This is a genomic window from Agrobacterium sp. 22-221-1, from assembly GCF_053522445.1.
On record NZ_JBNWCL010000002.1, the window covers coordinates 1 to 24,320 of the forward strand.

At 57.9% G+C, this 24,320-nt stretch carries 26 protein-coding genes; 6 read left to right on the forward strand and 20 right to left on the reverse strand.

The genetic code is table 11. The features are described 5' to 3' along the window. Nucleotides 1-894 precede the first annotated feature (894 nt). A complete protein-coding gene (locus ACQZ5N_RS03530) occupies nucleotides 895-1,410 on the reverse strand; it encodes a DUF6428 family protein (RefSeq protein WP_448732108.1) in 516 nt (171 codons plus the stop codon). Nucleotides 1,411-1,452: 42 nt separating this feature from the next. Between ACQZ5N_RS03530 and ACQZ5N_RS03535 the strand changes: the two genes are divergently transcribed. Further along, entirely contained in the window at nucleotides 1,453-1,800 is a 348-nt protein-coding gene (locus tag ACQZ5N_RS03535; protein WP_448732109.1) for an ArsR/SmtB family transcription factor, read from the forward strand. A 48-nt stretch (nucleotides 1,801-1,848) separates the two neighbouring features. Beyond that, nucleotides 1,849-3,027, forward strand: coding sequence for an arsenite efflux MFS transporter ArsK (arsK, locus tag ACQZ5N_RS03540; RefSeq protein WP_448732110.1), 1,179 nt, complete (start codon nucleotides 1,849-1,851; stop codon nucleotides 3,025-3,027). Between the two features lie 530 nt (nucleotides 3,028-3,557). On the opposite strand, the gene ACQZ5N_RS03545 is transcribed toward arsK, so the two are convergent. The 5 genes from ACQZ5N_RS03545 to ACQZ5N_RS03565 form a co-directional block, all read right to left on the reverse strand. After that, the gene (locus ACQZ5N_RS03545) at nucleotides 3,558-3,962 is read right to left on the reverse strand and encodes a type II toxin-antitoxin system VapC family toxin (RefSeq protein ID WP_448732111.1); all 405 of its coding nucleotides are present in this window, start codon (nucleotides 3,960-3,962) and stop codon (nucleotides 3,558-3,560) included. Next, nucleotides 3,959-4,192 carry an AbrB/MazE/SpoVT family DNA-binding domain-containing protein gene (locus ACQZ5N_RS03550; protein WP_448732112.1) on the reverse strand — a complete coding sequence of 78 codons (234 nt, stop codon included), beginning with the start codon at nucleotides 4,190-4,192 and terminating at the stop codon, nucleotides 3,959-3,961. Before ACQZ5N_RS03550 ends, ACQZ5N_RS03545 begins: the two co-directional genes overlap by 4 nt. Nucleotides 4,193-4,356: 164 nt before the next feature. Next, complete coding sequence (locus tag ACQZ5N_RS03555) at nucleotides 4,357-5,046, reverse strand: aspartate/glutamate racemase family protein (RefSeq protein ID WP_448732113.1); 690 nt, start codon at nucleotides 5,044-5,046, stop codon at nucleotides 4,357-4,359. Between the two features lie 25 nt (nucleotides 5,047-5,071). Further along, a complete protein-coding gene (locus ACQZ5N_RS03560) occupies nucleotides 5,072-5,296 on the reverse strand; it encodes a tautomerase family protein (protein WP_425646533.1) in 225 nt (74 codons plus the stop codon). Nucleotides 5,297-5,324: 28 nt separating this feature from the next. Beyond that, entirely contained in the window at nucleotides 5,325-6,068 is a 744-nt protein-coding gene (locus ACQZ5N_RS03565; protein WP_448732114.1) for a glutamine amidotransferase, read from the reverse strand. Between the two features lie 134 nt (nucleotides 6,069-6,202). Between ACQZ5N_RS03565 and ACQZ5N_RS03570 the strand changes: the two genes are divergently transcribed. Continuing rightward, on the forward strand, nucleotides 6,203-7,117 hold the full coding sequence (locus ACQZ5N_RS03570; RefSeq protein ID WP_448732115.1) for a LysR family transcriptional regulator: 915 nt from the start codon (nucleotides 6,203-6,205) through the stop codon (nucleotides 7,115-7,117). A gap of 83 nt (nucleotides 7,118-7,200) precedes the next feature. On the opposite strand, the gene ampC is transcribed toward ACQZ5N_RS03570, so the two are convergent. Beyond that, nucleotides 7,201-8,358, reverse strand: a complete 1,158-nt coding sequence (gene ampC, locus ACQZ5N_RS03575) for a class C beta-lactamase (protein ID WP_448732116.1) — start codon at nucleotides 8,356-8,358, stop codon at nucleotides 7,201-7,203. A 133-nt stretch (nucleotides 8,359-8,491) separates the two neighbouring features. On the opposite strand from ampC, the gene ACQZ5N_RS03580 reads away from it, so the two are divergent. Beyond that, nucleotides 8,492-9,373, forward strand: a complete 882-nt coding sequence (locus ACQZ5N_RS03580) for a LysR substrate-binding domain-containing protein (protein WP_448732117.1) — start codon at nucleotides 8,492-8,494, stop codon at nucleotides 9,371-9,373. A gap of 3 nt (nucleotides 9,374-9,376) precedes the next feature. On the opposite strand, the gene chrA is transcribed toward ACQZ5N_RS03580, so the two are convergent. The 6 genes from chrA to ACQZ5N_RS03610 form a co-directional block, all read right to left on the reverse strand. Further along, nucleotides 9,377-10,606, reverse strand: a complete 1,230-nt coding sequence (gene chrA, locus ACQZ5N_RS03585; RefSeq protein ID WP_448732118.1) for a chromate efflux transporter — start codon at nucleotides 10,604-10,606, stop codon at nucleotides 9,377-9,379. Between the two features lie 165 nt (nucleotides 10,607-10,771). Next, entirely contained in the window at nucleotides 10,772-11,254 is a 483-nt protein-coding gene (locus ACQZ5N_RS03590) for a hypothetical protein (protein WP_448732119.1), read from the reverse strand. Nucleotides 11,255-11,385: 131 nt separating this feature from the next. Beyond that, on the reverse strand, nucleotides 11,386-11,928 hold the full coding sequence (locus ACQZ5N_RS03595) for a hypothetical protein (RefSeq protein WP_448732120.1): 543 nt from the start codon (nucleotides 11,926-11,928) through the stop codon (nucleotides 11,386-11,388). 218 nt (nucleotides 11,929-12,146) lie between these two features. After that, nucleotides 12,147-14,015: a tyrosyl-tRNA deacylase gene (locus tag ACQZ5N_RS03600; protein ID WP_448732121.1), complete on the reverse strand. Its 1,869-nt coding sequence runs from the start codon at nucleotides 14,013-14,015 to the stop codon at nucleotides 12,147-12,149. Between the two features lie 50 nt (nucleotides 14,016-14,065). Next, nucleotides 14,066-14,968 (reverse strand): hypothetical protein, encoded by a 903-nt coding sequence (locus ACQZ5N_RS03605; RefSeq protein WP_448732122.1) that lies wholly within the window; start codon nucleotides 14,966-14,968, stop codon nucleotides 14,066-14,068. A 594-nt stretch (nucleotides 14,969-15,562) separates the two neighbouring features. After that, nucleotides 15,563-15,730: a hypothetical protein gene (locus ACQZ5N_RS03610; RefSeq protein ID WP_448732123.1), complete on the reverse strand. Its 168-nt coding sequence runs from the start codon at nucleotides 15,728-15,730 to the stop codon at nucleotides 15,563-15,565. Between the two features lie 78 nt (nucleotides 15,731-15,808). On the opposite strand from ACQZ5N_RS03610, the gene ACQZ5N_RS03615 reads away from it, so the two are divergent. Next, the gene (locus tag ACQZ5N_RS03615) at nucleotides 15,809-16,435 is read left to right on the forward strand and encodes a hypothetical protein (protein ID WP_448732124.1); all 627 of its coding nucleotides are present in this window, start codon (nucleotides 15,809-15,811) and stop codon (nucleotides 16,433-16,435) included. Here ACQZ5N_RS03615 and ACQZ5N_RS03620 read toward each other — a convergent pair. The 6 genes from ACQZ5N_RS03620 to ACQZ5N_RS03645 form a co-directional block, all read right to left on the reverse strand. After that, nucleotides 16,327-17,130, reverse strand: coding sequence for an aspartate/glutamate racemase family protein (locus tag ACQZ5N_RS03620; protein ID WP_448732125.1), 804 nt, complete (start codon nucleotides 17,128-17,130; stop codon nucleotides 16,327-16,329). The two genes, ACQZ5N_RS03615 and ACQZ5N_RS03620, sit on opposite strands and share 109 nt — an antisense overlap. An 11-nt stretch (nucleotides 17,131-17,141) precedes the next feature. Beyond that, nucleotides 17,142-17,960, reverse strand: coding sequence for an ABC transporter permease (locus ACQZ5N_RS03625; protein ID WP_448732126.1), 819 nt, complete (start codon nucleotides 17,958-17,960; stop codon nucleotides 17,142-17,144). Nucleotides 17,961-17,964: 4 nt separating this feature from the next. Next, nucleotides 17,965-18,876, reverse strand: coding sequence for an ABC transporter permease (locus ACQZ5N_RS03630; RefSeq protein ID WP_004432889.1), 912 nt, complete (start codon nucleotides 18,874-18,876; stop codon nucleotides 17,965-17,967). A 237-nt stretch (nucleotides 18,877-19,113) separates the two neighbouring features. Further along, nucleotides 19,114-20,403, reverse strand: coding sequence for an ABC transporter substrate-binding protein (locus tag ACQZ5N_RS03635; protein ID WP_137004526.1), 1,290 nt, complete (start codon nucleotides 20,401-20,403; stop codon nucleotides 19,114-19,116). Between the two features lie 30 nt (nucleotides 20,404-20,433). Next, nucleotides 20,434-21,519, reverse strand: a complete 1,086-nt coding sequence (locus tag ACQZ5N_RS03640; protein ID WP_443408570.1) for an ABC transporter ATP-binding protein — start codon at nucleotides 21,517-21,519, stop codon at nucleotides 20,434-20,436. Between the two features lie 182 nt (nucleotides 21,520-21,701). After that, on the reverse strand, nucleotides 21,702-22,682 hold the full coding sequence (locus tag ACQZ5N_RS03645) for a 3'-5' exonuclease (protein ID WP_448732127.1): 981 nt from the start codon (nucleotides 22,680-22,682) through the stop codon (nucleotides 21,702-21,704). A gap of 191 nt (nucleotides 22,683-22,873) precedes the next feature. On the opposite strand from ACQZ5N_RS03645, the gene ACQZ5N_RS03650 reads away from it, so the two are divergent. Then, entirely contained in the window at nucleotides 22,874-23,776 is a 903-nt protein-coding gene (locus ACQZ5N_RS03650) for a hypothetical protein (protein WP_196379887.1), read from the forward strand. Between the two features lie 36 nt (nucleotides 23,777-23,812). Here ACQZ5N_RS03650 and ACQZ5N_RS03655 read toward each other — a convergent pair whose 3' ends face one another. Next, nucleotides 23,813-24,226: a hypothetical protein gene (locus ACQZ5N_RS03655; protein ID WP_174057609.1), complete on the reverse strand. Its 414-nt coding sequence runs from the start codon at nucleotides 24,224-24,226 to the stop codon at nucleotides 23,813-23,815. Nucleotides 24,227-24,320 lie beyond the last annotated feature (94 nt).

Below are 24,320 nucleotides of genomic sequence, written 5' to 3' on the forward strand. Positions count from 1 at the left end.
ATATCATGATATTGTTATTATGATCGATCGCCACTCGAATCTGATCTCCGCTCTAATCAATTCCATCTCGCTCGTATAGTTTCCACGCATAATCATTCTCCGGCCATATCAGTAATTTCAACATAAAAATCATATATTTACGCGTGTTACCGCCCCGCAATCCGCAAATTGCAGGCCGTAAAAGCAAGATTCTGGCCGCGGATTTTCATCCGCCCTCAAATATTCCTATACAATTCAACGCAACATATATTTTATATGTTTCTGCATATATATAAATATATGTTTATGGAATCCTCCCAGGTCGAAGGTGTACTCCCCTCGTCATCTCGGTTTCCAAATCCGAATTCTTCTTCTGGTTGTGTAAATATTGCTTCTTGCGCCGACGATTCATAATCTTCGCCACCCTTCGCCTCATCAGGGCTGTATCTGCACGAGCTGCAAGAACGTACATCTCATAGAGACCCATTTGAACACACCTTTCCTATCACGCGACGCAGTTACGTCCGTGTTATGATCTTCATCTCTCTTTCCCATCTGCCTTTCAGCTCGATGGGCATTGCAACGGGGCACTGAAAATTGCCGCCTGTGGAAATAAAGACACTTATCAGTGCCCCGCATCAGCGGTTTATGCCTGGCAAAGGCAGTCTTTCAGCCAATGATCTTCAGAGAAATAGAAGGCCCACCACAAACCAGATTCCATCTCTCCTCCGGTCATTGCCAGAGGGTAATTCTCTGTCAGCCCCCGAGATATGAGAGTGACGTCTTTCTCTCACAGCCGGCGCCGGTTCCGCTTTATCGCGGAACAGGGGCAGTATAGCTCAGGCAAATAGGGTGGGGATAAAAAAGAAAATAAGGCCCTCCAAAAAACCAGACGGAATAAAGCGATTATGAATTTTAACCGCAGCACACCCCAGCTGTCGACGCGCAGCACGACGATGACGTGGAAATCGACCGTTCTGTAAGCCAACGATCACGCGGTTTGCAACTGGCAGGCCGGGGTTCAAGAGAAATATAGACCGCCCCCTCCCATACGGTCGGAGAAGCTGCGCAATAGAGTTGCAATGGGCGCACGCCATCGCTGACTTCAAACGTAAGTCGAGCCGAACCGTCGAGTTGCACATGCTCGGAAACCTTGCGAATGATAGTCACGAACTTACTGGAGAGCATATGCGTACGCTCACCTTCTTCAATATCCCAAAGCTGCACGAATATCTCAGCCCATGCCTCAGGATTCGCACCGCAGTCCAGCGCAGAGAACTGCCCGGCCTTAACTTCAGTAACGTGGTATCCCGGCTTCACTGTACCCCCATCATAGAGGAAGATGAGCGGTAAGTTAGGCGTCTTCGCCAGCGTGTCGAATAGAAACCCAAGATTGATGTCGGAAGATAGGGCCTTGTCAATCGCACTCATCTACGTTACTCCTTGCTTCAATATTTAAAGGATTATTGAAATATGGAAGAACGTCAAGCCCTGGCATCATTCGGTGCTTTGTCTCAGGAGACACGATTGCAAATCGTCAGGATGCTGGTGGTGGCCGGTCCTGATGGAATGTCAGCGGGTTCGATAGCAGAACGCCTAGAGGTCTCGCCTTCAAATATCTCGTTTCACCTCAAGGAGCTGGACCGCGCGGGGCTCATCGATCAACGGCGAGAAGCTCGCTCAATCATATACACAGCAAACTACGACGCCTTGAGTGGATTGGTGCGCTTCCTAATGGAAGACTGTTGCAGCGGACACCCCCAAATTTTGGCTCCGGCAACCGCTGCCACCTGCTGCACTCACTCGACGGACAATATCTAATGGGAAGTTTCACGCATTGTCTGATCACTCAAGCGCTCGAAGGCCATTATGTCTGAGCGAGTGCCGATAGTTGCGGTCTTATTATTAGGGATAACCCAAAACATCGGCTACGGCACCCTCTACTACAGCTTCAGCATCCTTGCCCCCGACATGGCAATCCACTTTGCGCTATCGCCCGAGTGGATATTCGGCGCATTGTCGGCCGCATTGTTGATCGGTGGGCTGACAGCGCCTTGGCTCGGAAAGCTATTCGACCGGCTCGGCGCCGGGCGGGTAATGACTATTGGCTCGGTGGTAGCCGCTGCGGCTTTGGTGGCATGTGCTTACGCACCGGCTAGAACGTTTTTCGTCGTGGCCTTGATCGCCGTGGAAGTTGCGGCAAATCTCGTCCAATACGGCGCAGCGTTTGCGCTTCTCGTTCAACTTCAGCCTCAAGCCGCATCGCGTAGCATTACATACCTGACGCTTATAGCCGGGTTCGCATCTACTTTGTTCTGGCCAATCACAACGGCCCTGCACACATATATGTCGTGGCAGCAGGTCTATTTGGTGTTCGCTGGTCTCAACCTGCTGGTATGCCTGCCGATCCACGCTTGGCTCGCGCACGATGCCTCAAGATATCAAACGGTTGGACGAGAAACCTCTGCTCAGGTCGAAGGGCATTTGCCAATGGCAAGTCGCAGGGCTGGGTTCCTGCTGATGGTCTCAGGCTTCTCCCTCATGTCGCTGGCCAGCTCTGCGGTGCTGGTCCACATGGTGCCAATACTGTCGGGACTGGGGCTTGGAGCGACAGCGGCAGTCGTCGGAACACTATTTGGGCCATCACAGGTTGCGAGTCGCCTGATCAACATGGTGTTTGGAAAGAACGTCAAAGCACCCCATCTGGCCTTAGTCGCTGCCGGGATGATCCCTAGCGGTGTAATCATCCTCTTGTTGACGGCCCCTTCGGTGCCGGGCGCTATGCTGTTTGCGGTAGTCTTCGGTATGGGCAATGGCCTGCTCAGCATCGTCACAGGGTCGCTGCCACTATACCTATTTGGAAGCGAGGGCTATGGCCACCTCCAAGGAAAGACGATGGCGGCCCGCCTGATTCTGTCTGCTCTGGCGCCGTTCATGCTAGCGCTGGCGATGTCAGGGATCGGTATAGGTTCGTCCCTCGCAGTGACGGCAGCTCTCGGCGGATTGGCGGTCATCATATTCTGTCAAGTTGTAAGACTATTGCGGTAGGGACCGACGTTGGCTGCTTTTATCCTGCCATACCGCAGAGGAAGCGTGAGTCTCACGACCCTTGGCGGTTGCTTTTTCCGTTCCGTTGTAACGAAGGCCGGAGGTATAATCTTCAGTCGATCCAATCGTAGCGTTGGCATCCGTCTTTTCATGCCCACCGTAATAACTAGTGGAGTTGTAGTATGCTGTCGATCCAATCGTGGTCATGGCAAATCTCCTACATCTGCGGCCAAAATCTGCCAGATGAGGCTTGCGACAAGCAATCCGCACTCAGTTTAACAAATACAACTATTTTTAGTAAAATGAGATAATCGTGGGTATGAGACGTCTTCGTATTCTGCGTTTAGCTTTGACGGTGCAGACACGATCCGACAGCCCTCACGCCGTTCGCCCACACCACCCGCTCTAACAAATTTGGATGCTCGCTTGAGCGCGCAAGCCTTGACGCAGGATGGCTCCCTCCCGCAACAGCGCATTTCATTATCCGTCTGAGACAGAACGGAAAAACAGCATAAGAAAAGCCTGCTCCTTTACCGTTCAGGAGAGATCAATGTCACGGTTGGAAAATAGGATCGATATCGACCTACATCTCGTGTCAAAAGCGGAAAATTTTGAACCGCTGCGTGAGCACCGATAAAAAAATCAGGCAAAACGCCTGTACGAGGGCCGCCAGCACGACGATATTGGCCAAAGACCTTTCCCGCTAAAAACAATGCAGCGCGGGGAAAGGGAACCAGTTTTAATCCCGCCTCGTGAACGAAGACATCCAAAGCTTCAATGCGCTCATACCGAACGGCAAGCTCCGCATAAACAACATCGTTAATGAACAATGGACCGGAGACGCTTGCAATTTCGAGTTGTTCAATTGACCAATCGGCCCATGTCGGATCATTCGTTACCAGATCAAGCAGGACATTTGTATCAACGAGCGTCACTTCTCACCACGCGTAAGCGCCATGATGGCGTCTGTATCCAGGCCTTCCCCGGCATGGCCCCGGAGTTTGGAAAAGCGCGTTGGCGGCTGCTTTTTGTCGGCCCTGACGAGAACAATCCGGCCATCTGGAGCGCGAACAAAATCGACAGAGCTTCCCGGAGCAATACCAAGAAGTTCCCGCACTGCCTTCGGAATGGTGACCTGCCCTTTGGCGGTTACTGTCGTCGTCATTTGGCGCTCCTGTAGTACCAACATCAAAGATGGTATTACTTTCACGAGGCGATTTCAACGCACGCTGATATAAGCATCATGGATTTAGCTTTTTAACGCGGGCCTAGATCGGCTTTTACCGTGTCTTAGCCTATCTCAGCACCCATCCTGAAATGCTTGCAAATCTACAGTGCCGCAAAAAGCAGCGCGTCGATGTGCACATCCATCGTGTCCAGTGTCTTCACCGGTACCCTAGCATCCTTAAACAGAAGCGGCAGTTCGGTGCACCCCAATATCAGCGCGTCCATGCCATGTTCATCCTTCATGCGCCGAACGATGGCAAGGAAACCCTCTCGGGTTTCATCCTTGACGAGGCCCCGTTCCAGCTCATCTGCGATCTTGCCCGATATATAATCGATCTCCGGCGCAGTTGGCACGACCACGTCAAGACCGGCTGCCCGGAACGGCTCCTTGAAAAAATCCGCCTCCATGGTGAAGCGCGTGCCGAGCAACCCTAGACGACGGAAATTTTGGCTTACCGCCTCGTCGCGGGTCGCCTCGACAATACTAATGAGCGGAACGCTGGATTGTGCCTGCAAAGCGTCGAAAACGATGTGCGGCGTATTGCCGGTCAGAGCCACAATCTCGGCCCCGGCGGCAATCAGGTTGTTAATGCCTGTCATGAGATAGGTAGCCAGCCCGTCGTAGTCCTTTCCCTGACAGAAGCGGAACACGTCAAAAACATTCAGGCTCTCGATCGTCAAATTGGGAAAGAAGTGCTCTCCGACGCGCTCGTGAGCCGCATAGACCAGCTTACGGTAATATAGCAGGGTGGATTCTGGCCCGATACCGCCGATGAGACCCAATTTCTTCATGTGACGCCCCTTGACGGATTTTGGCTTAGGCAGCGCCCTGCGATTTGGCCTTTTGCCGACGGACTGTCGTAGTTTCGCCGCCGACCCCCCAATTATCCATGGAAACCTCATCAATAATGACAACGGTTGTCGCCGGGTTCTTGTTCAAAACTCGCGCCAAAAGTTGCGTGACTTCGCGAATGAGTTCGCTTTTCTGCTCGGCTGTCGGGGCCTCCGCACCACCGGTGACCTTAATATTAACGTACGGCATATTGTGTCCTCGCTTTCATGACATGCGGTTAGGTCAATGCAGTGGGCTGCTGCTGCTCCAATGCCAACGCGATAAACCGACGAAGCAGCGCCAGCGGCTCCGGCGCATCCTCAACTGCGGCAAGTAAGGTATTCGGGTCTCGGCCCTCCTCGCGCAATGTATGAGCGCGCAAACGAATGACGGCGGCGCAGATGTCCGGCGTGAATTCGGGGTGAAACTGCGTCGAGATCGCATTGCGCCCATAGCGAACGATCTGATGCGGATCATGATCGGAAGCAGCGAGTGGCTGCGCTCCGGCCGGGAGGGTGATGATGGTCTGCATGTGGGTCAGATGCGCCGGGAACCGGGCAGGCATAGCCTTAAGCAGCGGATCATCTTCTGCACCTGCCAGCAGGTGGATCGACTGCGTGCCGATCTCGCGTCCGTCAGGATGATAGTCCACATGCCCGCCAAGAGCATGAGCTATGAGTTGATGACCATAGCAGACACCAAACAGCGGCAGTTCGACCGCCATGGCTTCACGTATCCATTGCGCCGTCGCTTCGCTCCATGGCAGGCGGTCCGTCACCATATCCCATGATCCCGTGATGATCGCACCTTGAACGGACTGTGGCCGCGGCAACGCCTCCCCTTCGAACACACGAATGACACGCACCGTCTCGGCAAGCGATCCGAAAGCGCGCCGGAACCATATGGGAAGGTCACCATGCGGGTTACGGATCTCTTCGGGAGGTGAGCCCGCCTGGATGAGTAGCAGGGGATCGGAAGCCAAGGCGGGATTTCCTCGCAACAAAAGGGGTTAGGGCCGTCATCGGGTGACAACCGCGGAATTCAATCAAAATCGCAACATTCTAGCTTGCCTTCAACATCATGAAAAATGAATAATAGAGATAAGGAGTTCTTAAATTGAGAAACATTGACATAGATTCCCTGGAGATATTCAAGGCCGTGGTTGATTGCGGGGGTATCACAAAAGCCGCCGCACGGCTGAACAGAGTGCAGTCCAACATTACTACGCGGGTCAAAAACCTTGAGGAGCGATTGCAGGTATCACTGTTTCATCGTGAGGGCGGCAAACTCGTTCTGACGGCTGAGGGGCACCTACTTCTTACCTATGCAGAGCGGTTGTTGCGCCTTTCGACCGAAGCTGAAGCAGCATTGCGCTCCAGGTCTCCAAGCGGAAGGCTAAGAATTGGAACCCTAGAAAGCACGGCCGCTGCGCGTCTGCCGCCGCTACTGTCTTCCTATCATGAACGCTACCCAGAGGTTCAGCTTGAACTGGTCACAGGCGACACGACCTCGATGATCGAGCGGGTTCGCAGCTTTGATGTGGAAGCAGCCTTCGTTTCCGATCCCTTTTTGGCGGACGATCTGGAAGCCCGGCCCGCCTTCACCGAAGAATTGATGCTGATTGGCTCCAAGGACGTAACTTCGCTTGCAGAGGCTCGGCAACTGGCGCAACGCACCGTGATCGCCTTCGCCACTGGTTGTTCCTATCGGCGCATACTGGAGGATTGGCTTTCAATGTCGAAGATCATACCTGAAAGAATTCTCGAACTCACCTCCTATCACGCGATCACCGCCTGCGTCGCAGCCGGATCGGGTATCGGGATAATGCCGCGTTCGGTGCTTCGGGCGGTCCATGCTGTGGGCCAAGTGCAGGCGCTGCCCTTGCCGCCAAAATTCGCGCAGACCTGTACGCATCTAATATGGCGTCCCGGATATTCCTCCGTGGCACTGGAAGCACTGCAAGAGGAATTGTCGCGGTGCGACTACGACGAGCGCGCTTCGCATCCGTTCGATCGAGAGCTCGAACTTTGAGTTGTTAGTGACGGCATCGGGCGCAAGATATAAACCCCGCGCTGTAGCCGACAGAACAAAAGTAAATACGTTTCGAAAGATCACTATTCGAGTATTTTTAGGGCCGTCAAAATCTCATATGCCGCGGAAACCCGCTCCTCATTGGGATAGTTTTTATTGGCCAGAATGACGATGCCCAATTTCTGCTTTGGTATAAACGCCACATAAGCGCCGAAACCATTGGTGGAGCCGGTTTTGTTGATGAAGACGTCCTGGCGCGGTTTCATGGGTGGTGAAATTTCAGAGACCGGGACAGTCTTGAGCAGGGCGCCGGAATTCAGCTCTCGCAATGTCTTCAGCTGCGCGGGATGAGCATATTGCTCCCAGACCATGTCCTGCGTCATGGCGCCGACGCCGAAATATCCCGTATGGGTGTTGGCGAGCGCCTGCTGGATTTTTCCGCCCAGCTTTTCCAGTCCCATATTCGCATTGATGAAACGGATCATATCCTCCGCTGTCGATCTGACGCCGTAGGCTTCCGAGGAGAGAACAGCCGGTGTCACGCGGGCGGGCTCGCCGGTTCGTTTATAGCCCTGCGCGTAATCGGCCATCTTCGCGTCGGGCACCACGGTGAAGGTGTTCTTCAAGGTCAGAGCGGGAAAGAGTGTATCTTTCATGGCGTCATCGAAGCTTTGGCCCATGGCCTTTGCGGTGATGTATCCGAGCATTCCGATGCTGGGATTGGCATAGGTTCTGTGTGTTCCGGGCTTGTATGAGGGTTTCCAGGCCTTGAGATAGGCCATCAACTGCTGCTCCGTCTTGACGTTATCCGGCACCTGCAGAGGAAAGCCGCCGGCGGTGTGGGTGCCGAGTTGCATCAGCGTGACATCACCGAAGGGCTTGCCCTTCATGGAGGGAAGATAATCTTCGACTTTGCCGGAGAGCGAAAGCTGGCCATTCATTTCGGCATAGGTGCTGAGGGTAACCGTGAAAGTCTTGGAGATGGAGCCGAGTTCGAAAAGCGTCTGCGCCGTCACCGGCTGGCCCGAGCTTTTGGACATGACGCCATAGGTGAAGATGTGGCTTTCGCCATCGACGCTGATACCAACGGCAAGGCCCGGAATGCCGTTTTTCTCCATGACCGGTTTGATCGCGGCATCCGTTATCGCTTTCAGCTTCGCATCATCGGCGGCAAGCGCCTGCGAAAACAGGCCGGTCGAAAGCAAAGTGGCCAGTGCGATATGTCTGCGATTAAGTTTCATCTTTCGCGTTCTCCAAAACCTAGGGTGGATTTTCAGCCCGTGGGCCGTTCCCAGCGAAAGACGTTTAACCGGCCTACATTGCACGAACAAATCATGATATCTCGGAAGAGACACAAGAAAATCTAGGTCTTGAATGGTTCGGCAATTTCTTCCCCTGAACGGCTTACGGGCTTTTGAGGCATCGGCGCGGCACCTGAGCTTCACCCGTGCGGCCATCGAATTGTGTGTGACGCAGGCGGCTGTGAGCCAGCAGGTGAAAGGGCTGGAAAAGCGGCTTGGCGTTTCGCTTTTTCAGCGGCTTCCGCGCGGCCTGAAGATTACCGCCGAAGGCGAGGCCCTGCTGCCGACGGTGACGAGTTCCTTCGACCAGATGGCGACGACGCTCGACCGGATCGAGGCCGGGCAGGTGCGCGAATTGCTGTTTCTGGGTGTCGTGGGAACCTTTGCCGTGGGCTGGCTGCTGCCCCGGCTGAAGGCGTTTCAGAAGCAGCATCCCTTCATCGATGTCAGGGTTTCCACCAATAATAACCGGGTGGATATGGCGGCTGAAGGGCTGGATTTCGCCATTCGTTTCGGCCAGGGCTCCTGGCATGGCACGGATGCCTTTCGGTTATTCGAGGCGCCTCTCTCCCCGCTCTGCACGCCGAAGCTGGCGGAGACGCTGAAAACACCCGCCGATCTGATGGAAGCGACGCTGCTGCGCAGCTACAGGGCCGATGAATGGAGCAACTGGTTTGCCGCGGCCGGCGTGATGCCCGCGGCGCAGGTGAATGCTGGTATTGTTTTCGATACGTCTCTGGGCATGATGGAGGCGGCCCTGCAGGGGCTGGGCGTGGCGCTGGCGCCACCATCGATGTTTTCGCGGCATCTGGCCTCCGGCGCGATCATCCAGCCTTTTCCGGTCACCATTTCGCTCGGGAGCTATTGGCTGACCCGGCTGCAATCGAAACCTCCCACACCCGCCATGCAGGCCTTTTCCGACTGGATGTTCGACAGCATCGGCGCTGCGGAATAAGGCTTATGCCAGGGCGAGCAGAACGCCGCCGGCCGCGCAGAGGACCACCACGGCCCATGGCGGGGTTTTCCAGATCGTCAACAGGACGAAGCCAGTGAGCGCCAGGGTGAAATCCTTCGGGGTGAAGATGGCGCTTGTCCAGACCGGATCATAAAGTGCGGCGCCCAGAATGCCGACAACGGCGGCATTTGCGCCGCGCATGGCGGCCTGTGCCAGAAGGTGTTTGCGGAACCCTTCCCAGAAAGGCAGCGCGCCGACCAGTAGCAGCATGCCGGGCAGGAAGATCGCAACAAGGGCGATCGCCGCGCCTGCAACGCCGTTAGGCTGCGGCCCCACCACCGCACCGAGATAGGCGGCGAAGGTGAAGAGCGGGCCGGGCACAGCCTGGGTTGCGCCATAACCGGCGATGAAGGCATCTTCCGTGACCCAGCCCGTGGCGACGACTTCCGATTGCAGCAGCGGCAACACCACATGGCCGCCGCCGAAGACGAGCGCGCCGGCGCGATAAAAGGCATCGAACAAGGAGAGTCCCTGTGACGCCGCGACCGCTGCGAGGAGCGGCAGGAGGCCAAGAAGCAGGGCAAAGGTGGCGAGCGCAATGTATCCGGCGCTTTTCGGCACCCGGAAGGCGAGATGGGTAGCCTGCCGCGCGGCATCGGCGCGACAGAAGACAAGCCCGGCGAGAGCGCCGACGGCAAGCGCCAGGATCTGCCCGAAGGCGCCGGCGACAAACACGACGCAGACGATGCCGGCAAGCGCGATGCTGGCCCGCTCACGATCCGGCGCAAGGCTTTTTGCCATGCCCCAGACCGCCTGTGCCACGACGGCGACGGCGACGATTTTCAGCCCATGCAGCAGGCCGGTGCCGACCGGCCCTTCGATGGAGGCGGCGACCATGGCGAAGAAAAAGAGGAGAATGGCGGATGGCAGGGTAAAGGCCGTCCAGGCCGCCAGCGCACCGAGCGGGCCTGCCCGCAGCAGCCCGAGCGCAAACCCCACCTGACTGGAGGCCGGGCCGGGAAGAAACTGGCAGAGCGCCACGAGATCGGCATAACCGGCCTCATCGATCCATTTGCGCCGCACGACAAGTTCATCGCGAAAATAACCAAGATGGGCGATGGGGCCGCCGAAGGAGGTGACGCCGAGCTTCAGGAAGGCCGCAAAAACCTCACCGGGCGTGCCGTGTCTCTGGCCGTGCACTTCGGTCTCTATGCTTTGCGTTGACGATTTCACCAAAGAACTCCCTGCGTGCAACGGCTCGTCGTCAACACATATCAGCCTCAGAACGGTTTCGGTATCAGACACCATTATGACAGGGATATGAAGGGGCTGGCGGCATCGACGCCGGAAGGTTGCGATAACGTTCCGGCGCCATTTGGCGATTATCCGGCGAAGGACCTATCTCTCGGTCGGCAACAGGTCGGCGAAGTGCGAAATCCAGCCATTTTCATCGGTGCCGCCGGAAAAACCCGTTGCCTCCCAGATGATGTGATGCCTGTTGCTGCCGTTATGAATAGTCACCGCGGCGGCGATGGGGGTCGGGGATCGCCACGAAAAGTTGCGGTTCACCCCGGGCTCGAGATGGCTGAGGGATTCGAGCTGGACATCGTCGAGGAAAAGCACCGTGCTCATCTGCGTTTCATAGAGGTTTTCCCATCGCGCCTGCGCCAGCGCATTCGCTGCCGCAACGAGAAGATTGCTCTCGCCGACGGGATCGGCCAGGGCCGCCAGGCGCCATGCGGCGAAGATATTGGCGATATCCCCCGTGCTGAGCCCGAGGCTCGAGAGGAATTCGATGGTCTGCGCATTGCCGAAAGCATCATAGCCCGCTTCGCCGAAGGGTCGGATATGCTTGACGACGAAATTGCCGAGAAGTGGCATGTGTATCTCCTTTTTGGACATGGACCACCTGTTCCCGGACGTTGACGTGCGGGATCGCATGGTGGGATCTGTGGGTTGATTGGCTGCCGGATATCTCTGGCAATCGATGGGAACGCGGCCGGCTTGCCAACCTAGCCGAAGGTGATGGCGACGCGGGCCGGCATTGCCAGAAATTCCTGCAGGCCGATGCGGGTTCTGGCACCGCCCCGCCCGACCGGCCATGGATCGAGGATATGTAGCTCGATATCCTTGCCGTTCACGGTGTAGCCGTAGACGAGGTAATAGTGGTACTCCGTCCCGATCACGAAGACGCGGTTGTTATCGATCTCGTGTCTGACGATATCGGCTGTCAGGCCATTGACAAAGTGGCCGCCCGTCGTGGTGTGATCGAAAGCGTTCCACTGGCTGGAAACCAGCTTGACGACATTGCTGTTCGCATTGCCGCCGCCCTGTTCGTCGATGCTGGCGGATTGATCCAGAACCTGCGCCAGCTCCCAGCGCTCCTGAACCTGCGGGTCGACGGTGGCAAGCGCTTCGGTGTTGCGCCTTGCAATCTCGTATTGGGTGGCGGCGGGAAGCCGGTAATAGGCCCGCACCATCTGCTCAACGGCGGCAAAGCACCAGGCGGGGGTGTCCTGAGGCACCAAAACGGGAGGTTTGTTGACTGTCGGCATGGTCTTCTCCTTTCTGAAAATGACGTGGCATGGGGCGCTTCGATAGCGGCCGGATGCCTGTCGTTGTTTGGTGAATGTCGAGGTTTCGGCGGCCGTCCTGCCGGCACATGCGCCGGCAGGACATTGCCCATGATCCCATGCCCGAGGGGACGTGTTCGGCCGGGACCATGGATACGCTTCCTGCCGGGCCGGGACAGGACCGGCAGGTTCTCAGGGGATCAGGCGGTCTTGCTCAGATCCTGCCGATAGGCCTGCAACGACGCGATTTTTGCGTCCGCCGCGGCCTCCCGTTCGGCGACAATGGCCGAGACCTTTTCCGAGGCTTCCGCCAAATAGTTCGTCAGTTCCGCGCCAGTGAGATATTTCCCCTGCAGCTTGTTGAGTTTCGACCATCCATCCGCAAAGCTGCGGTTGAACCTTTCGCTGACGGTCGCGACCGCATACCATTGGCCGGTCTGCCTGACGAAAAACTCGTTGACGGAGCGAACGAGCTGGGCGAGGCGGTTCTTGCGAATGACCTCCAGCTCGGCCACATTGTCGATTGCCTTGATCTGATGCGCGGCATCGTCGGCCACGGCCTGCATGAAATCGGCGAAGCTTTTGAAGAAAAAGGCGATTTCCTCAATGATTTCCTTCATGCGTTTCAGTGCCGTAATGCTGACGTTGAGGGATTGGACCGCAAGCTTGATCTTATCGCTCTCATCCTGCTTTCCCTTGAGCAGAGCGTTGATCTTGATGAGTTCGGCGGCCTGGGTGCGGCGTTCGTTCTCATAGGCTTCCGCCTTGTCGATCATCTTCATCTGCATGTCGCGCAGGCTTGCCGCCTGTTGCTGCTGCTCGTCGGTGAGCTTGCCGAGCCCCTTGTCGAGCGCGTCGAGCGAAGCCTGGAGGCTGGAAATCAGGGTCTGCTGACCTGCGATCTTTTCCTCCTGCGCTTTCAGTTCGGCAGCACGCGCGGTCAGGCGTTTGTCGAGCTCGGCAAGTTCCACGGCCTTGCTCGATTTCGGATCGGCGCCGTCGGCGTCCTTCGCCAGCGCCGATCTGCTGTCTTCCAACGATTTGATATCCGTCTTCAAGCTATCGCGTTTTTCCTCGCTCTTGCGCAGTTCGGCCTTTTGCTCGGAAAGCTTGCTTTGCGTGGCGGCCGCATCCGTCTTGCCGCCACCGGTTGTCGGTGTGCGGGAGCTGCCGCCCTGCCCCTGCCCGTCGGCATCCTGGCCACCCTTGGACTGTCCCGAAAGCGCGCCGCCGACCGACGAGGCCAGCATGGAGGCCGGGCCGCCCGCAACCATGGCGATTGCTGGAATAGCGCTTGAAATCATCTGTGCGCCGACCCGGACAATCGACATGATGAAAGCACGTTGTTCCGCTGTATTGGCCCGCTTTTCATATTCACGAGCCTTCTTTTCGAACTCCGCAACCTGCACCTTCAGATCGTTCACAAGCGATTCCAGCTGTTGACGCCGCGCGTCGGCCTCCCGGATTTCCCGTTCCATCGTCGCCTTGTCGTCGAGACGCTTGCTCAGTACCATTTCGCTCGCATCGGTGATCTGCGCGGTCGCCTTGATGATGCCATCATAGGTGGCGGCGACCTCAAGCAGATCGTCCCGCACTTTCAACGCCTTGTCGCGGATATCTTTCGCGAGCTTTATCAGGTCGTTGGAGACGAAAGCCTTGATCTCGCCCTGATCATTTCCCTCGCGGACGTCCAGCCAGTCCGGGAAGAGGTCGTCGACTGAAACGCGGACGCGATTGGCAAGCCCCATCGCATGTCTCATGGTGATTTCACTGTCCTGTTGCGCCCTTATCAAGTTGTCCATGATGGCGGTGATGCGGCCGCGAATTTTGCCTTCCTCCTGTGGTGTGGTGTTATAGGCGATGTAGAGCAGGTCGATCGCATTGTCCGTGTCGCGCTTGGCGCGCTCGACATCGTAGGTTCCCTGGATCTTGTCGACATAATATCGGACAAGCGCCGTATCCGCCTTGGGAAGGCTGAATTCCGGCTTCGACACGATTGCCTCGACATCGGCGTCGATCGCGCTGTTCAGTTTGGTTTCACGGCTTTCGAGATTGACGACATTGTTCATTTTCATGCTCCTGTTGATGGGTGGTTACGGAGAGTCATGGGGTTGATCGTTCACGATCCGCATTGTTTCTTCGCGTCGTCCGGCAGTCCGGCCTCGGTGGAGGAAATGAACTGCGGCACGTCTTTGGTCAGGCCGTCGATCTCGGCGGACAGCCGCGTAACCTGACGTATTTTCGCATCGTCAGGATTGACCTCGCTCGCTTCCTTCAGAGCGCTGGTGAAGTTGCCGACCTGAATGTTGAAGTCCTGAACCTTGACGTTGATGGTGGAGATCGCCGCTTTGAGCCTGGTGATCTGCTCCTCCAGAGTTTTCACCGCCTTCTGGTTTTCCGCGTGGCTCTGCTGTGCCGCCGCAAGCTGGCGGCGATTGTTTTCGAGCTGGTTGCGAACGCCTTCAAGAGCCGCCCGGGCATTGTCCAGACGCGGCTGCGCGGTGCGGTATTCCCGCTCCGCATCATTCATCCAGCCCAGCGCTTTGACCGCGGCGTCACCGATCTGGCAAATTCCCGGCAGGAAGAAGAGGACGCCGCTGCATATTTTTACTCGCTTGGCCTGCTCGTCCATTTCCCTCCGGGCTTTTTCGAAGGTGGCCTGACGCGCCCTGACGTTCTCGCTCTCGGACTGAACCAGCTCCTCGTAGCCCTTCACGCTGGTTTCGGACTGCACCACCTGCCGCTCCAGCTCGATCTGCAGGTACATGGCCTGCCCCAGCGCCTTCTCGCGGTCGGCGCTGAGTTGCTGTTGCGCCGTCAGATGTTCCATCAGGCACACGGATCGGCGGCCGAGCAGTTCGCGGCTCGCTTCCGCCTGTTCCAGTTTCGACTGGAAAGCCGCCGTCTGCTCGGCGGTGAGGGTGGCTGCGTTCGCAATGGCGGGCTGGCCCATGGACGGGATATCGAATTGCATTGCGAAGGCCGCAAGGCCAGCAAAAACAACATGTTTAAGTTGCATCATTTCAACCTCCTCTGGAGAATTGGGGATGAATAAAAGGCATGACGGGCTCCATGCGCCGCCCGGCATCGCTGCCGACCGTGCCAGAGACATGGCAGTAACATTCGGATATCGGGTGGTTTCGGACGCATCGTCTGCAACGTCGTCAAGGCCTAAAAAGCAACCATCAAAGATTGCATTCAAGGCAAATGGACGAAAGATTCCACATCCGACACTTCATTAAATTATGCAATAAAAACAGCATATAACGCTATTGTCAGCGTTACTCCCGCAAACCGTCTCAAAAGGGAACACATTTTTACGTGCCCTTTAACATTCAATTTATGAGAGTATTTTTTAATACCGCTCAACAGGGCCTCGGGGGAGTGCAACAAAATGCACGCATCTTTCGGAGCGGAACCTTTCGGCTGTCACGACTGCCCTGCGCGGCCGTCGTCAGCGAACAGAACTCACGTTTTCGAATTCGCCATAAAGTAGCGATGAGCAAAAAACCACGGGAGAAAGGTATCCGGAAAAGCAGGCGCCCCAGCTTCAAAGACGCACCCGAAAAGGGACTTCGCCCGGCCTCGGCCGGACATGCTTCGAGAGAGGCTGGGCTTACTTGCGAACCGAATCCTGAACGACGATGCCTTTGGTGATGCTGTCGCCTATCTTTGCACCCACATATCGACCGCCTTCAAACAGGAGCAGCGCCTCGTTCGCGCGCTCGGAGACTTCGGCGCATTCGCCACCGTCATGTGCGCAGTGGGCATCGCATCGGTCCATGGCGGGCTATTTACGCTGGCGGCGGTTCAGGCAGTCGTCGTTCCACCCGGCTGGGCATCCAGCCGCAGGACCCGCGCATTGATCGACTGGCTGGAACTGGAAGATACCGCGCAGCGTCACCCGCCCGGCGACGATAACCGCGAGCGGCCATGGTCGCTAAACGGCTGGATTATTTCGGCAATCGAGACGCTTGCCAGCACCTATCGCGTCGCGGCCTCGCCGTGGCAAACCCTCCCGGCAATGGAGAAGCCTGCGGAGGAAGCCATCGGAACGGGCGTTCTTATCGACGGTGTGAGCTGGTTTCTGCGGCACGCGCAGGATTTGCCTTTTCTCTCAGAGGAAATGCGGATGTTCCTTGGGCATGCGCCGGGTTTCCTGATCCTGTTGGACCTGCTGTCCGCCGCGAAAACAGATACGTGCGATGCGACGGGTTGCGTGTTCTCCCGCAAGGCGACGGCGCGCGCCTATGGGGTCAGCCGCGCCCATGTCACGGCCATACTCGCCAGGGCCGAGCGGTTGAACATCTTGCAAAGAAACGGACCCAGAATAGTTCTGAGCGACCTGGCATTGCAGAATGTCCAGCGGGATCTGGCCTATCAGCTCGCCTTCGTCGTTTTATGGGCGGAGGCGGCGAGAACGTCTCCGCCGTCTGCGGATGCTCCGGAGAGCCTGTCCGGCCGGAATGGCTCCAGCAAGCCGCGATAGGGCTTGGCAAGCGGCGTGGCATAAGCGCCGCGCTTGGCGGTGGACAACCCCATGGACACCAGCGATTCCGCCTGCTTGACGGCCGCCGCGACGCCATCGACAACCGGCACGCCGAACTCATCGCGCAGTTCGGCGGCAAGATCCGCCATGCCGGCACAGCCGAGCACGATCGCCTCCGCCCTGTCCTCTTTCAGGGCCAGCGAGATTTCCGCGCGCAGCCTTTCGCGGGCGTTCGAGGCGGGATCTTCCAGCGACAGAACCGGAATATCGGCGGCGCGCACATTGCAGCGGGCGGACATGCCATAACGATGGACGAGATGTTCCAGCGGCAGCCGCGAGCGTTCCATCGTCGTGACGATGGTGAATTTCTGCGCGATGAAGGCGGTGGCGGAAACCGCCGCCTCGCAGATGCCGATAACCGGAATATCGGCCAGGGCGCGGGCCGCATCGAGCCCGGTATCGTCGAAACAGGCGATGATTGCCGCGTCAGCTCCAAGCGCCGGCGCCTTTGCCAGCTCCAGCAGCAGGCCGGGCACGGCGAAAACCTCGTCGTAATAACCTTCGATGGAAACGGGGCCCATGGACGAGGTAACGGCCATTATGTCCGTATCGCGGCCGGCTATCCGCGTCGCGGCGTCGGCGATGGTCGCGGTCATGGATTGCGTGGTGTTGGGATTGATGACGAGAATGCGCATTTTACGTTTCTTTATCCGCGCGAATGGCGGCGATTGAGCGTGACGATCAGGCCGAGCGTGACCGCGATCACCAGGAAGGAAAACAGGGTTGTAACAGCACCGAGCGCATAAAGCACCGGCGTCGTGACATTGGTGGTCATGCCGTAGATTTCCAGCGGCAGCGTGTTGTAGGTGCCTGACGTCATCAATGTGCGGGCGAACTCGTCATAAGAAAGCGTGAAGCCGAAGAGACCGACGCCGATCAGGCTCGGCGCGATCATCGGCAGCACCACATGGGCGAAGGTCTGCCAGGAAGACGCGCCGAGATCGCGGGCCGCTTCCTCATAGGACGGCGAAAAGCGGTTGAAGACGGCCAGCATGATGAGCACGCCGAAGGGCAGCGTCCAGGTGAGATGCGCGCCGAAGGCGGACGTATACCATGACGGCTCCAGCCCGAGCTGCTGGAACAGAACGCCGATGCCGAGCGAAATGATGATCGAAGGCACCACAAGGCTTGCGACCGACAGATAGAACAACGGCGTCGCACCGATGAATTTGCGCCGGAAGGCAAGGCCCGCCAGTAGCGAGACAAGCACGGTAACGGCCATGACCATCAGGCCAAGAGCGAAGGAACGGCGGAAGGAGCCGCCGAAATCGCCGACGGCCTGCTGTTCGAAGAGATTGCCGAACCAGTGCAGCGAGACGCCGTTCAGCGGGAAAGTCAGGCCGCCATTCGGCCCCTGAAAGGCGAGGATGAGGATGGCCGACAGCGGGCCGTAAAGAAACAGCACGAAGAGGGTGAAAAAGAAGGCAAGGATATAGAATTCGCGGCCGCGTTTTTCCTGATGCATGGGATCAAAGCTCCTTGCGGATATCGACGATGCGCAGAATGCCCGCGACCATCAGAAGAACGAGGATGAGCAGGATGACGGCGTTCGCAGCGGCGGCCGGATATTGCAGCAGCGACATCTGGTTCTTCATCATCAGCGCCACCGAGGCGCTCTGGCCGCCGGACATGACCTGAACGGTGGAGAAATCGGCCATGACCAGCGTGACGACGAAGATGCTGCCAATCGCCATGCCGGGCTTGGCAAGCGGAATGATGACGTTGCCGAGCGTCTGCCAGCCCGTCGCACCCGCATCACGCGCCGCCTCGATCAGCGATTTATCGATGCGCATCAGCGTGTTGAAGATCGGCGTGACCATGAACAGCGTATAAAGATGCACCATGGCGAGCACCACGGCGAAATCCGAATAAAGCAGCCATTCGATCGGTTCGGGAATGATACCGGTTCCGACCAGGGCGCTGTTGACGAGGCCGTTTCGCCCAAGCACCGGAATCCAGGAGATCATGCGGATGATGTTCGACGTCAGGAAGGGCACGGTGCAGACGAGGAAGAGCACCATCTGCATGGTGGTGGTGCGGATGTGGAAGGCGAGGAAATAGGCGACCCAGAAACCGCAGAACAGCGTGATGGCCCAGACCATGGCGGCATATTTCAGGGTGTTGAGATAGGTCTGCCAGGTGACCCAGGAGCCGAGCGTTTCCAGATAGTTGAACGTCACGAAATCGGGATACATCTGGGCGAAATCGTAATCCCAGAAGCTGACGACGGCGATCATGAGGATCGGCAGAGCCAGGAAAAAGCCGAGGATCAGCAAAAGCGGCGCGGCCTGAACATAGGACACGAGCTTTTGCGGCAGCGCGAAGCTGCGGGGCGGCCTGTCCTTTTTGTCGCTGACGCCGATGAGTCTGACCGTCACCATCATGAAGCCTTTCGCTGGATTTGCTGAAGCACCGGCGGCGATGCCGCCAGCAAGCATGTTGACAAGTCCTCCGCACTCTCGACGTCATCCTCGGGCTTGACCCGAGGATCTAACCACGTCTGATGTGGTGGTTCGTTAGATCCTCGGGTCAAGCCCGAGGATGACGGGGGAGAGGTTTGGGCGACTGCCGCTTTCAGGACCGGTGACGACAAGCCGCCACCGATCCCGTTTTTTACATCAGGCCGCGATGAATTCGTTCCAGCGGCGGACCATGTAGCGGTCTTCATCCATGACGGAGTTCCAGCACGCGACCTTGCCCATGCGTTCCTCGAAGGAGCCGCCATCGCGCACCGCGCCGGCCTTTTCCATGACCTTGCCGTCGGGCGCGATGATATCGCCCTGCGCCGGCTTGCCTTCGACCCAGTAACCCCACTCGTCGGCGGTCATGTGTTCCTTGGCCGTTTCCATGGCGGCGGAATAATAGCCCTGACGGTTGAGATAAGCGCCGACCCAGCCCGAGGTGTACCAGTTGATATATTCATAGGCCGCATCGAGTTTCGCGCCCGAAAGGTGCTTGGCAAGACCGAGACCGCCGCCCCAGGAGCGATAACCTTCCTTCAGCGGCTGGTATTTGCAGGCGATGCCCTTGGAACGGACCGCCGCGACGGCGGGCGACCACATGGACTGGATGATGACTTCGCCCGACGCCATGAGGTTGACGCTTTCGTCGAAGCTCTTCCAGAAGGCGCGGAACTGGCCGTCCTTCTTCGCCTTGATGAGGAAGTCGATGGTCTTGTCGATCTCCTCCTTGGTCATGTTGCCCTTGTCGGCATATTTGATGTTGCCCATGGCTTCCATGATCATCGCCGCATCCATGATGCCGATGGAGGGGATGTTGAGAATGGAGGTCTTGCCCTTGAACTTCGGGTCCATGATATCGGCCCAGCTGGAGATATCGCGGCCGACGAGATCGGGGCGGATGCCGAGCGTATCGGCATTGTAGATGGTCGGGACCATGGTGAAATAATCGGTCTCGCCCTTGGCGAACTTCTTGTCGCCGGGCTTTTCGACGAAACCGACGGTGTGCGGGGCCGTGCCCTGCGCGACGACGCTGTCCGGTTTCAGCTTGCCGTTTTTGAACAGCGGCACGATCTTGTCGTAATATTTCAGCTTCTTGATTTCCATCGGCTGGATGACGCCGGCCGGATAGACCTTCTTCAGAATCCAGTATTCGATATCGGCGATGTCGTAGGAATTCGGCTGGGTGACGGCGCGCTGGGCGGCGGCATCCGAATCCGTCGCCGTCATTTCGAGCGTGATGCCGAGATCGGCCTTGCACTTTTCGGCAATGGCGTTGAGGTTCGACACACCGGTGCCGAACTGGCGGATGGTGATCGGGTTCTGCGCCCAGATGGTCGGGAAGCCGGTGATGAGGCCGGAGCCGATCGCCGCACCCGTGGCGGCTGCGCCCGCCTTCAGGAGGCCGCGGCGGGACAGGCCCTTTTTGCTGTTGGTGGTATCGGTCATTTCAAAGTTCTCCTCTGGTTATTTTTGGGGTCACTTCTCTACCCGGCCGAGCACGATGGCATCGGCCGCATTCCATGAAAGCGGTATGGCGTCGCCGGTCCTGACCGGATTTTCGAAGAAGGCGGCATCGCTGAGGATGACGTTGAAATCCTCGATGCCCGCGCCGGTTACGGCGATCTTCACGCTTGCGCCGCGATATTCGACATTCGAGACGATGCCGGTGAAACCGAGGCCCGGCTGGTCTGCTTCACCGACGCGCACGCGGTCGGTGCGCACGGCGATATCGACCGCGCCGTCATCCGGGGCGACGCCGCTTGCCGTGAAAGTGCCGCCGCCCGCCACTTCGAGCGTGACGAGATCGTCCGTTTTTTCCCGGTAACGCCCGGAAATGACATTGTGGTCGCCCATGAAGCGGGCAACGAAAGCGGTGGCGGGACGCTCGAACACCTCGCGCGGCGTGGCCGCCTGTTCGATGCGACCGTCATTCATGACGACGATGATATCGGCCAGCGCCATGGCCTCTTCCTGGCTGTGGGTGACGTGAACGAAGGTAATGCCGAGCGAGGTCTGAAGCTTCTTCAGCTCGGCGCGCATGCGAATCTTGAGGAACGGGTCGAGCGCCGAAAGCGGCTCGTCCAGCAACAGCGCCTCGGGATCGGTAATCAGCGCACGCGCCAGCGCCACGCGCTGCTGCTGCCCGCCGGAAAGCTGGGCCGGACGGCGGCTGGCATAGGGTTCGAGCTGCATCAGCCGCAGCATTTCGAGCGCCTTCGCCCGGCGGGTTTCCTTGTCCACGCCCTTCATCTTGAGGCTGAAGGCGACATTGTCGACGAGATCGAGATGCGGAAACAGCGCATAGGACTGGAACATCATCGCCGTGCCGCGCCGGGCGGGCGGCAGATCGGTGACGACTGTATTGCCTAGCCGGACATCGCCGCTGGAGATGCTTTCGTGGCCGGCAATCATCCGCAATGTCGAGGTCTTGCCGCAGCCCGACGGGCCGAGCAGGCAGCAATAACTCCCGGCCGGAATCTTGAGGCTTATCGCATGCACGGCGGTGGTATTGCCGTAAATCTTGGATACGGACGCGATGTCGATTGCTGCGGCTTTGCTCATAAACACTCTCCTGCGACGTCTTTGTCATGCAGGAGCCGTGCCAATCGGCTTAGCCATTGATGTAAAACGATATTTTTCTGCGCTTTGGAGACCCTTGCAAGGACCTGCCCAATTTTACATCGATTGTTTTCGATTCATTGCAGAAATTGTATGCAATCTGCGGACCCGGAATGTCCCGCGCGTCACCCGGCCTTGAACCGGTCGAAAGCGGTGAGATATTTGACCGTGGGATCGGCGTCCCAGCGGTAGATTTCGGTCCGCAGGAAATGCAGTTCCTCTTCGAGCTTTTCCTCCGGCAGTTCGACCCACCAGGATTTCGGCCGGCCATCGGAACCGTCCGACCAGCGATAGCCCCGCTTTTTCAGATGATCCTTCATGTCGAACGGGCTGTTTTCCGCGTAGAGGCGCACCCTTGAGCGCCGGCTCGCCTCATCAAGTTCGGCAAAGGGCGTGCTGCTCTGGCCGGGGCGCGTCTGCTCCAGCACCTCCAGCAGCGCGAAACAATCGTCCACCGCGCGATGGCCATCGTGGAAATAGCCGGATTGCCCGATCAGATAACCGAGCTTGTTGCCCTCGAAACCACGCGCGCGCCAGTCTATTTCCGAAACGGAGCAGGCCCATGCCTTGTCCCTGAAGATCGGCGAGAAGGCCTCGCAAAAGGGGCGGTCGAAACCGGCATTGTGGGCGATGATCAGATCGGCATGGGCAATAAGTGAGGTCAGCCGATCCATGTCTATCGCCTGCCCCGCGACCATCTCGTCGGTGATCCCGGTCAGACGGGTGATTTCTTCGGGAATGGCGATACCCGGCTGTCGCAACCCGCCATAGATGCCGGTGATATCGCCGATTGTGCCGTTATCGTCGAATGTGAAAGCGATGACGCCGATTTCGATGATCTCGTCGGTGCGATGGTCGAGGCCCGTCGTTTCCGTATCGAGGATCACCCCCTGACGGGCGAATTCCGGCCTTGGCCGATCGACGACCACGCGCGGCTGCAGCCGGCGCAGGACACGATAATTACCGGTGGATTCAAGATGTGCGGCAAGGGCCTCATCGTCCGTACCGGTCTTTTGGGCCGTTTCGCGACCACTCGCTTTTCGCCCTCTTTCAGCCTGCGGAAGCCGCGCTGCCGCGGGTGCAAAAAAATCCAACTGGGAGGTCATTATGCGCCTGTCCGCCTTGCCCGGAAATCAAGATTGAGTATTCCAACATATGCGCACAGGCTCACAGTAACAACAGCGGTCGCTCTCATCCACAGAAACGGCATATCTCACGGGGTACAGTTAAGGGTTGCGGCTTCAATTTACGATGGTAAAAAAAGCGCACCGTTCCCGTGTTTCAGGAGAGAAGAAGAATGCCGCTTCCATCGCCTTCCAACCCGAAAACGCTCGCTGACCAGAGCCGGCTGAAACTGTTTCCGCTGCAAAGCGGGCCGCATTTCGCCAATGCAGGCCTCACCAACGGGGCGAGCGGCATTGTCTTTACGGGCTATACGCGCGATGCGAGCCTCGACAACGAGGCCTTCTCCTGCTGCGGCAGTTACACCCTGCGCAATTCCGTCCACGCCGCGATTGCCGGCACGACAAGCGACAATTGCACGGTCTTTGCCCTGAAGAGCATCATCAACCAGCGCCCGTGCCTCGCGGTCGGGAAGTTCGACCCGGATGGCAAGCCGCTGGCATTGTCGAAGTCGGAATTCGAAGAGGTCACCAAACCCCTGTTCCAGTTCGCGGACAAGGTATCGCCGATTCTCGGCAGCGAGCCGGCGCCGGGCATCCAGATCCGCAGCGGCGACGCCTCCTATAATTATCAGGTGGACGCACGCAGCGGCCGCTTCCGCTTCACCTATAAGGACGCCATGAACGGCGGTCGTTTCGGACCTTCGGCCGACGGTAATTTTTCCCTTGAACATGACGGCCATCGGCTCGCCAGAATAAGCGCCGGCGGCAGCTATAGCAGTTCGGATAATTCAATTGCCGCCTCGGCCTATCGCGACATCGAATCCCGCGGCTTCGAAACGACGGTGCGCAGCGGTCAGGCTTCCGCCATGTTCGGAAGAACCTACACGGAAAGCGCCATTACCCGCAAAATCGGCGTCGGTTACGGCGACACCTCGTTCCGGCGCGAGGATACGCCGGGAGGAACCATCAAGGAAACCCTTGGGCACAAGCTGGACAAGGTCACGCTTGAAGTCTCCCGCACGCGTGACCGGGCGAAGGGCACCGAATATATGCTGACCATCAAGATGGAGCTTTGAGGCTTCGGCAATCGGAGCGGCCGCGAAAGCGGTTCCTCAGGAGGCCTGCCTGTCGAGAAGGTTTTCGCAATTCGCCGGATTGCCGATGATCTCGCTCGTCCTGACGATGGAGGCGGCATCCGCGGTTATCTTGATGATGCAGTCGCGGCGATGCTCCTTGATCTTCATGCCCTCGGTTTCCGAGACCTGCGCCTGCCCGTCGACGGTCTTGACTTCGCGCCTGTTGCTGAGGCCGGCATAGGTCTCCCTATCGACTTTCAGCCAGTAGGATTCGGTTTCGCCGTTTTCGATGATGACCTTGTTCGGGCGGCCAAGTCGGGCGATTGCGGCCTCGCGCGGTTGCCCCACGAAACCTGCGACAGTGCGGGAAATCTCCGTCTCGCCGGCGCTGGTGCACGCCGCAACGACGACCAGCACGGCCGCCAGACATCCTCTTTCAAGCCATCTCATTTCCAGATCATTCCCTACAAAACGTCACCGGCCCCGGTTGTCGGCCAGCGTCCGGGGCAAATCTAGGCACGATCATTTTGCACGGAAAGATGGA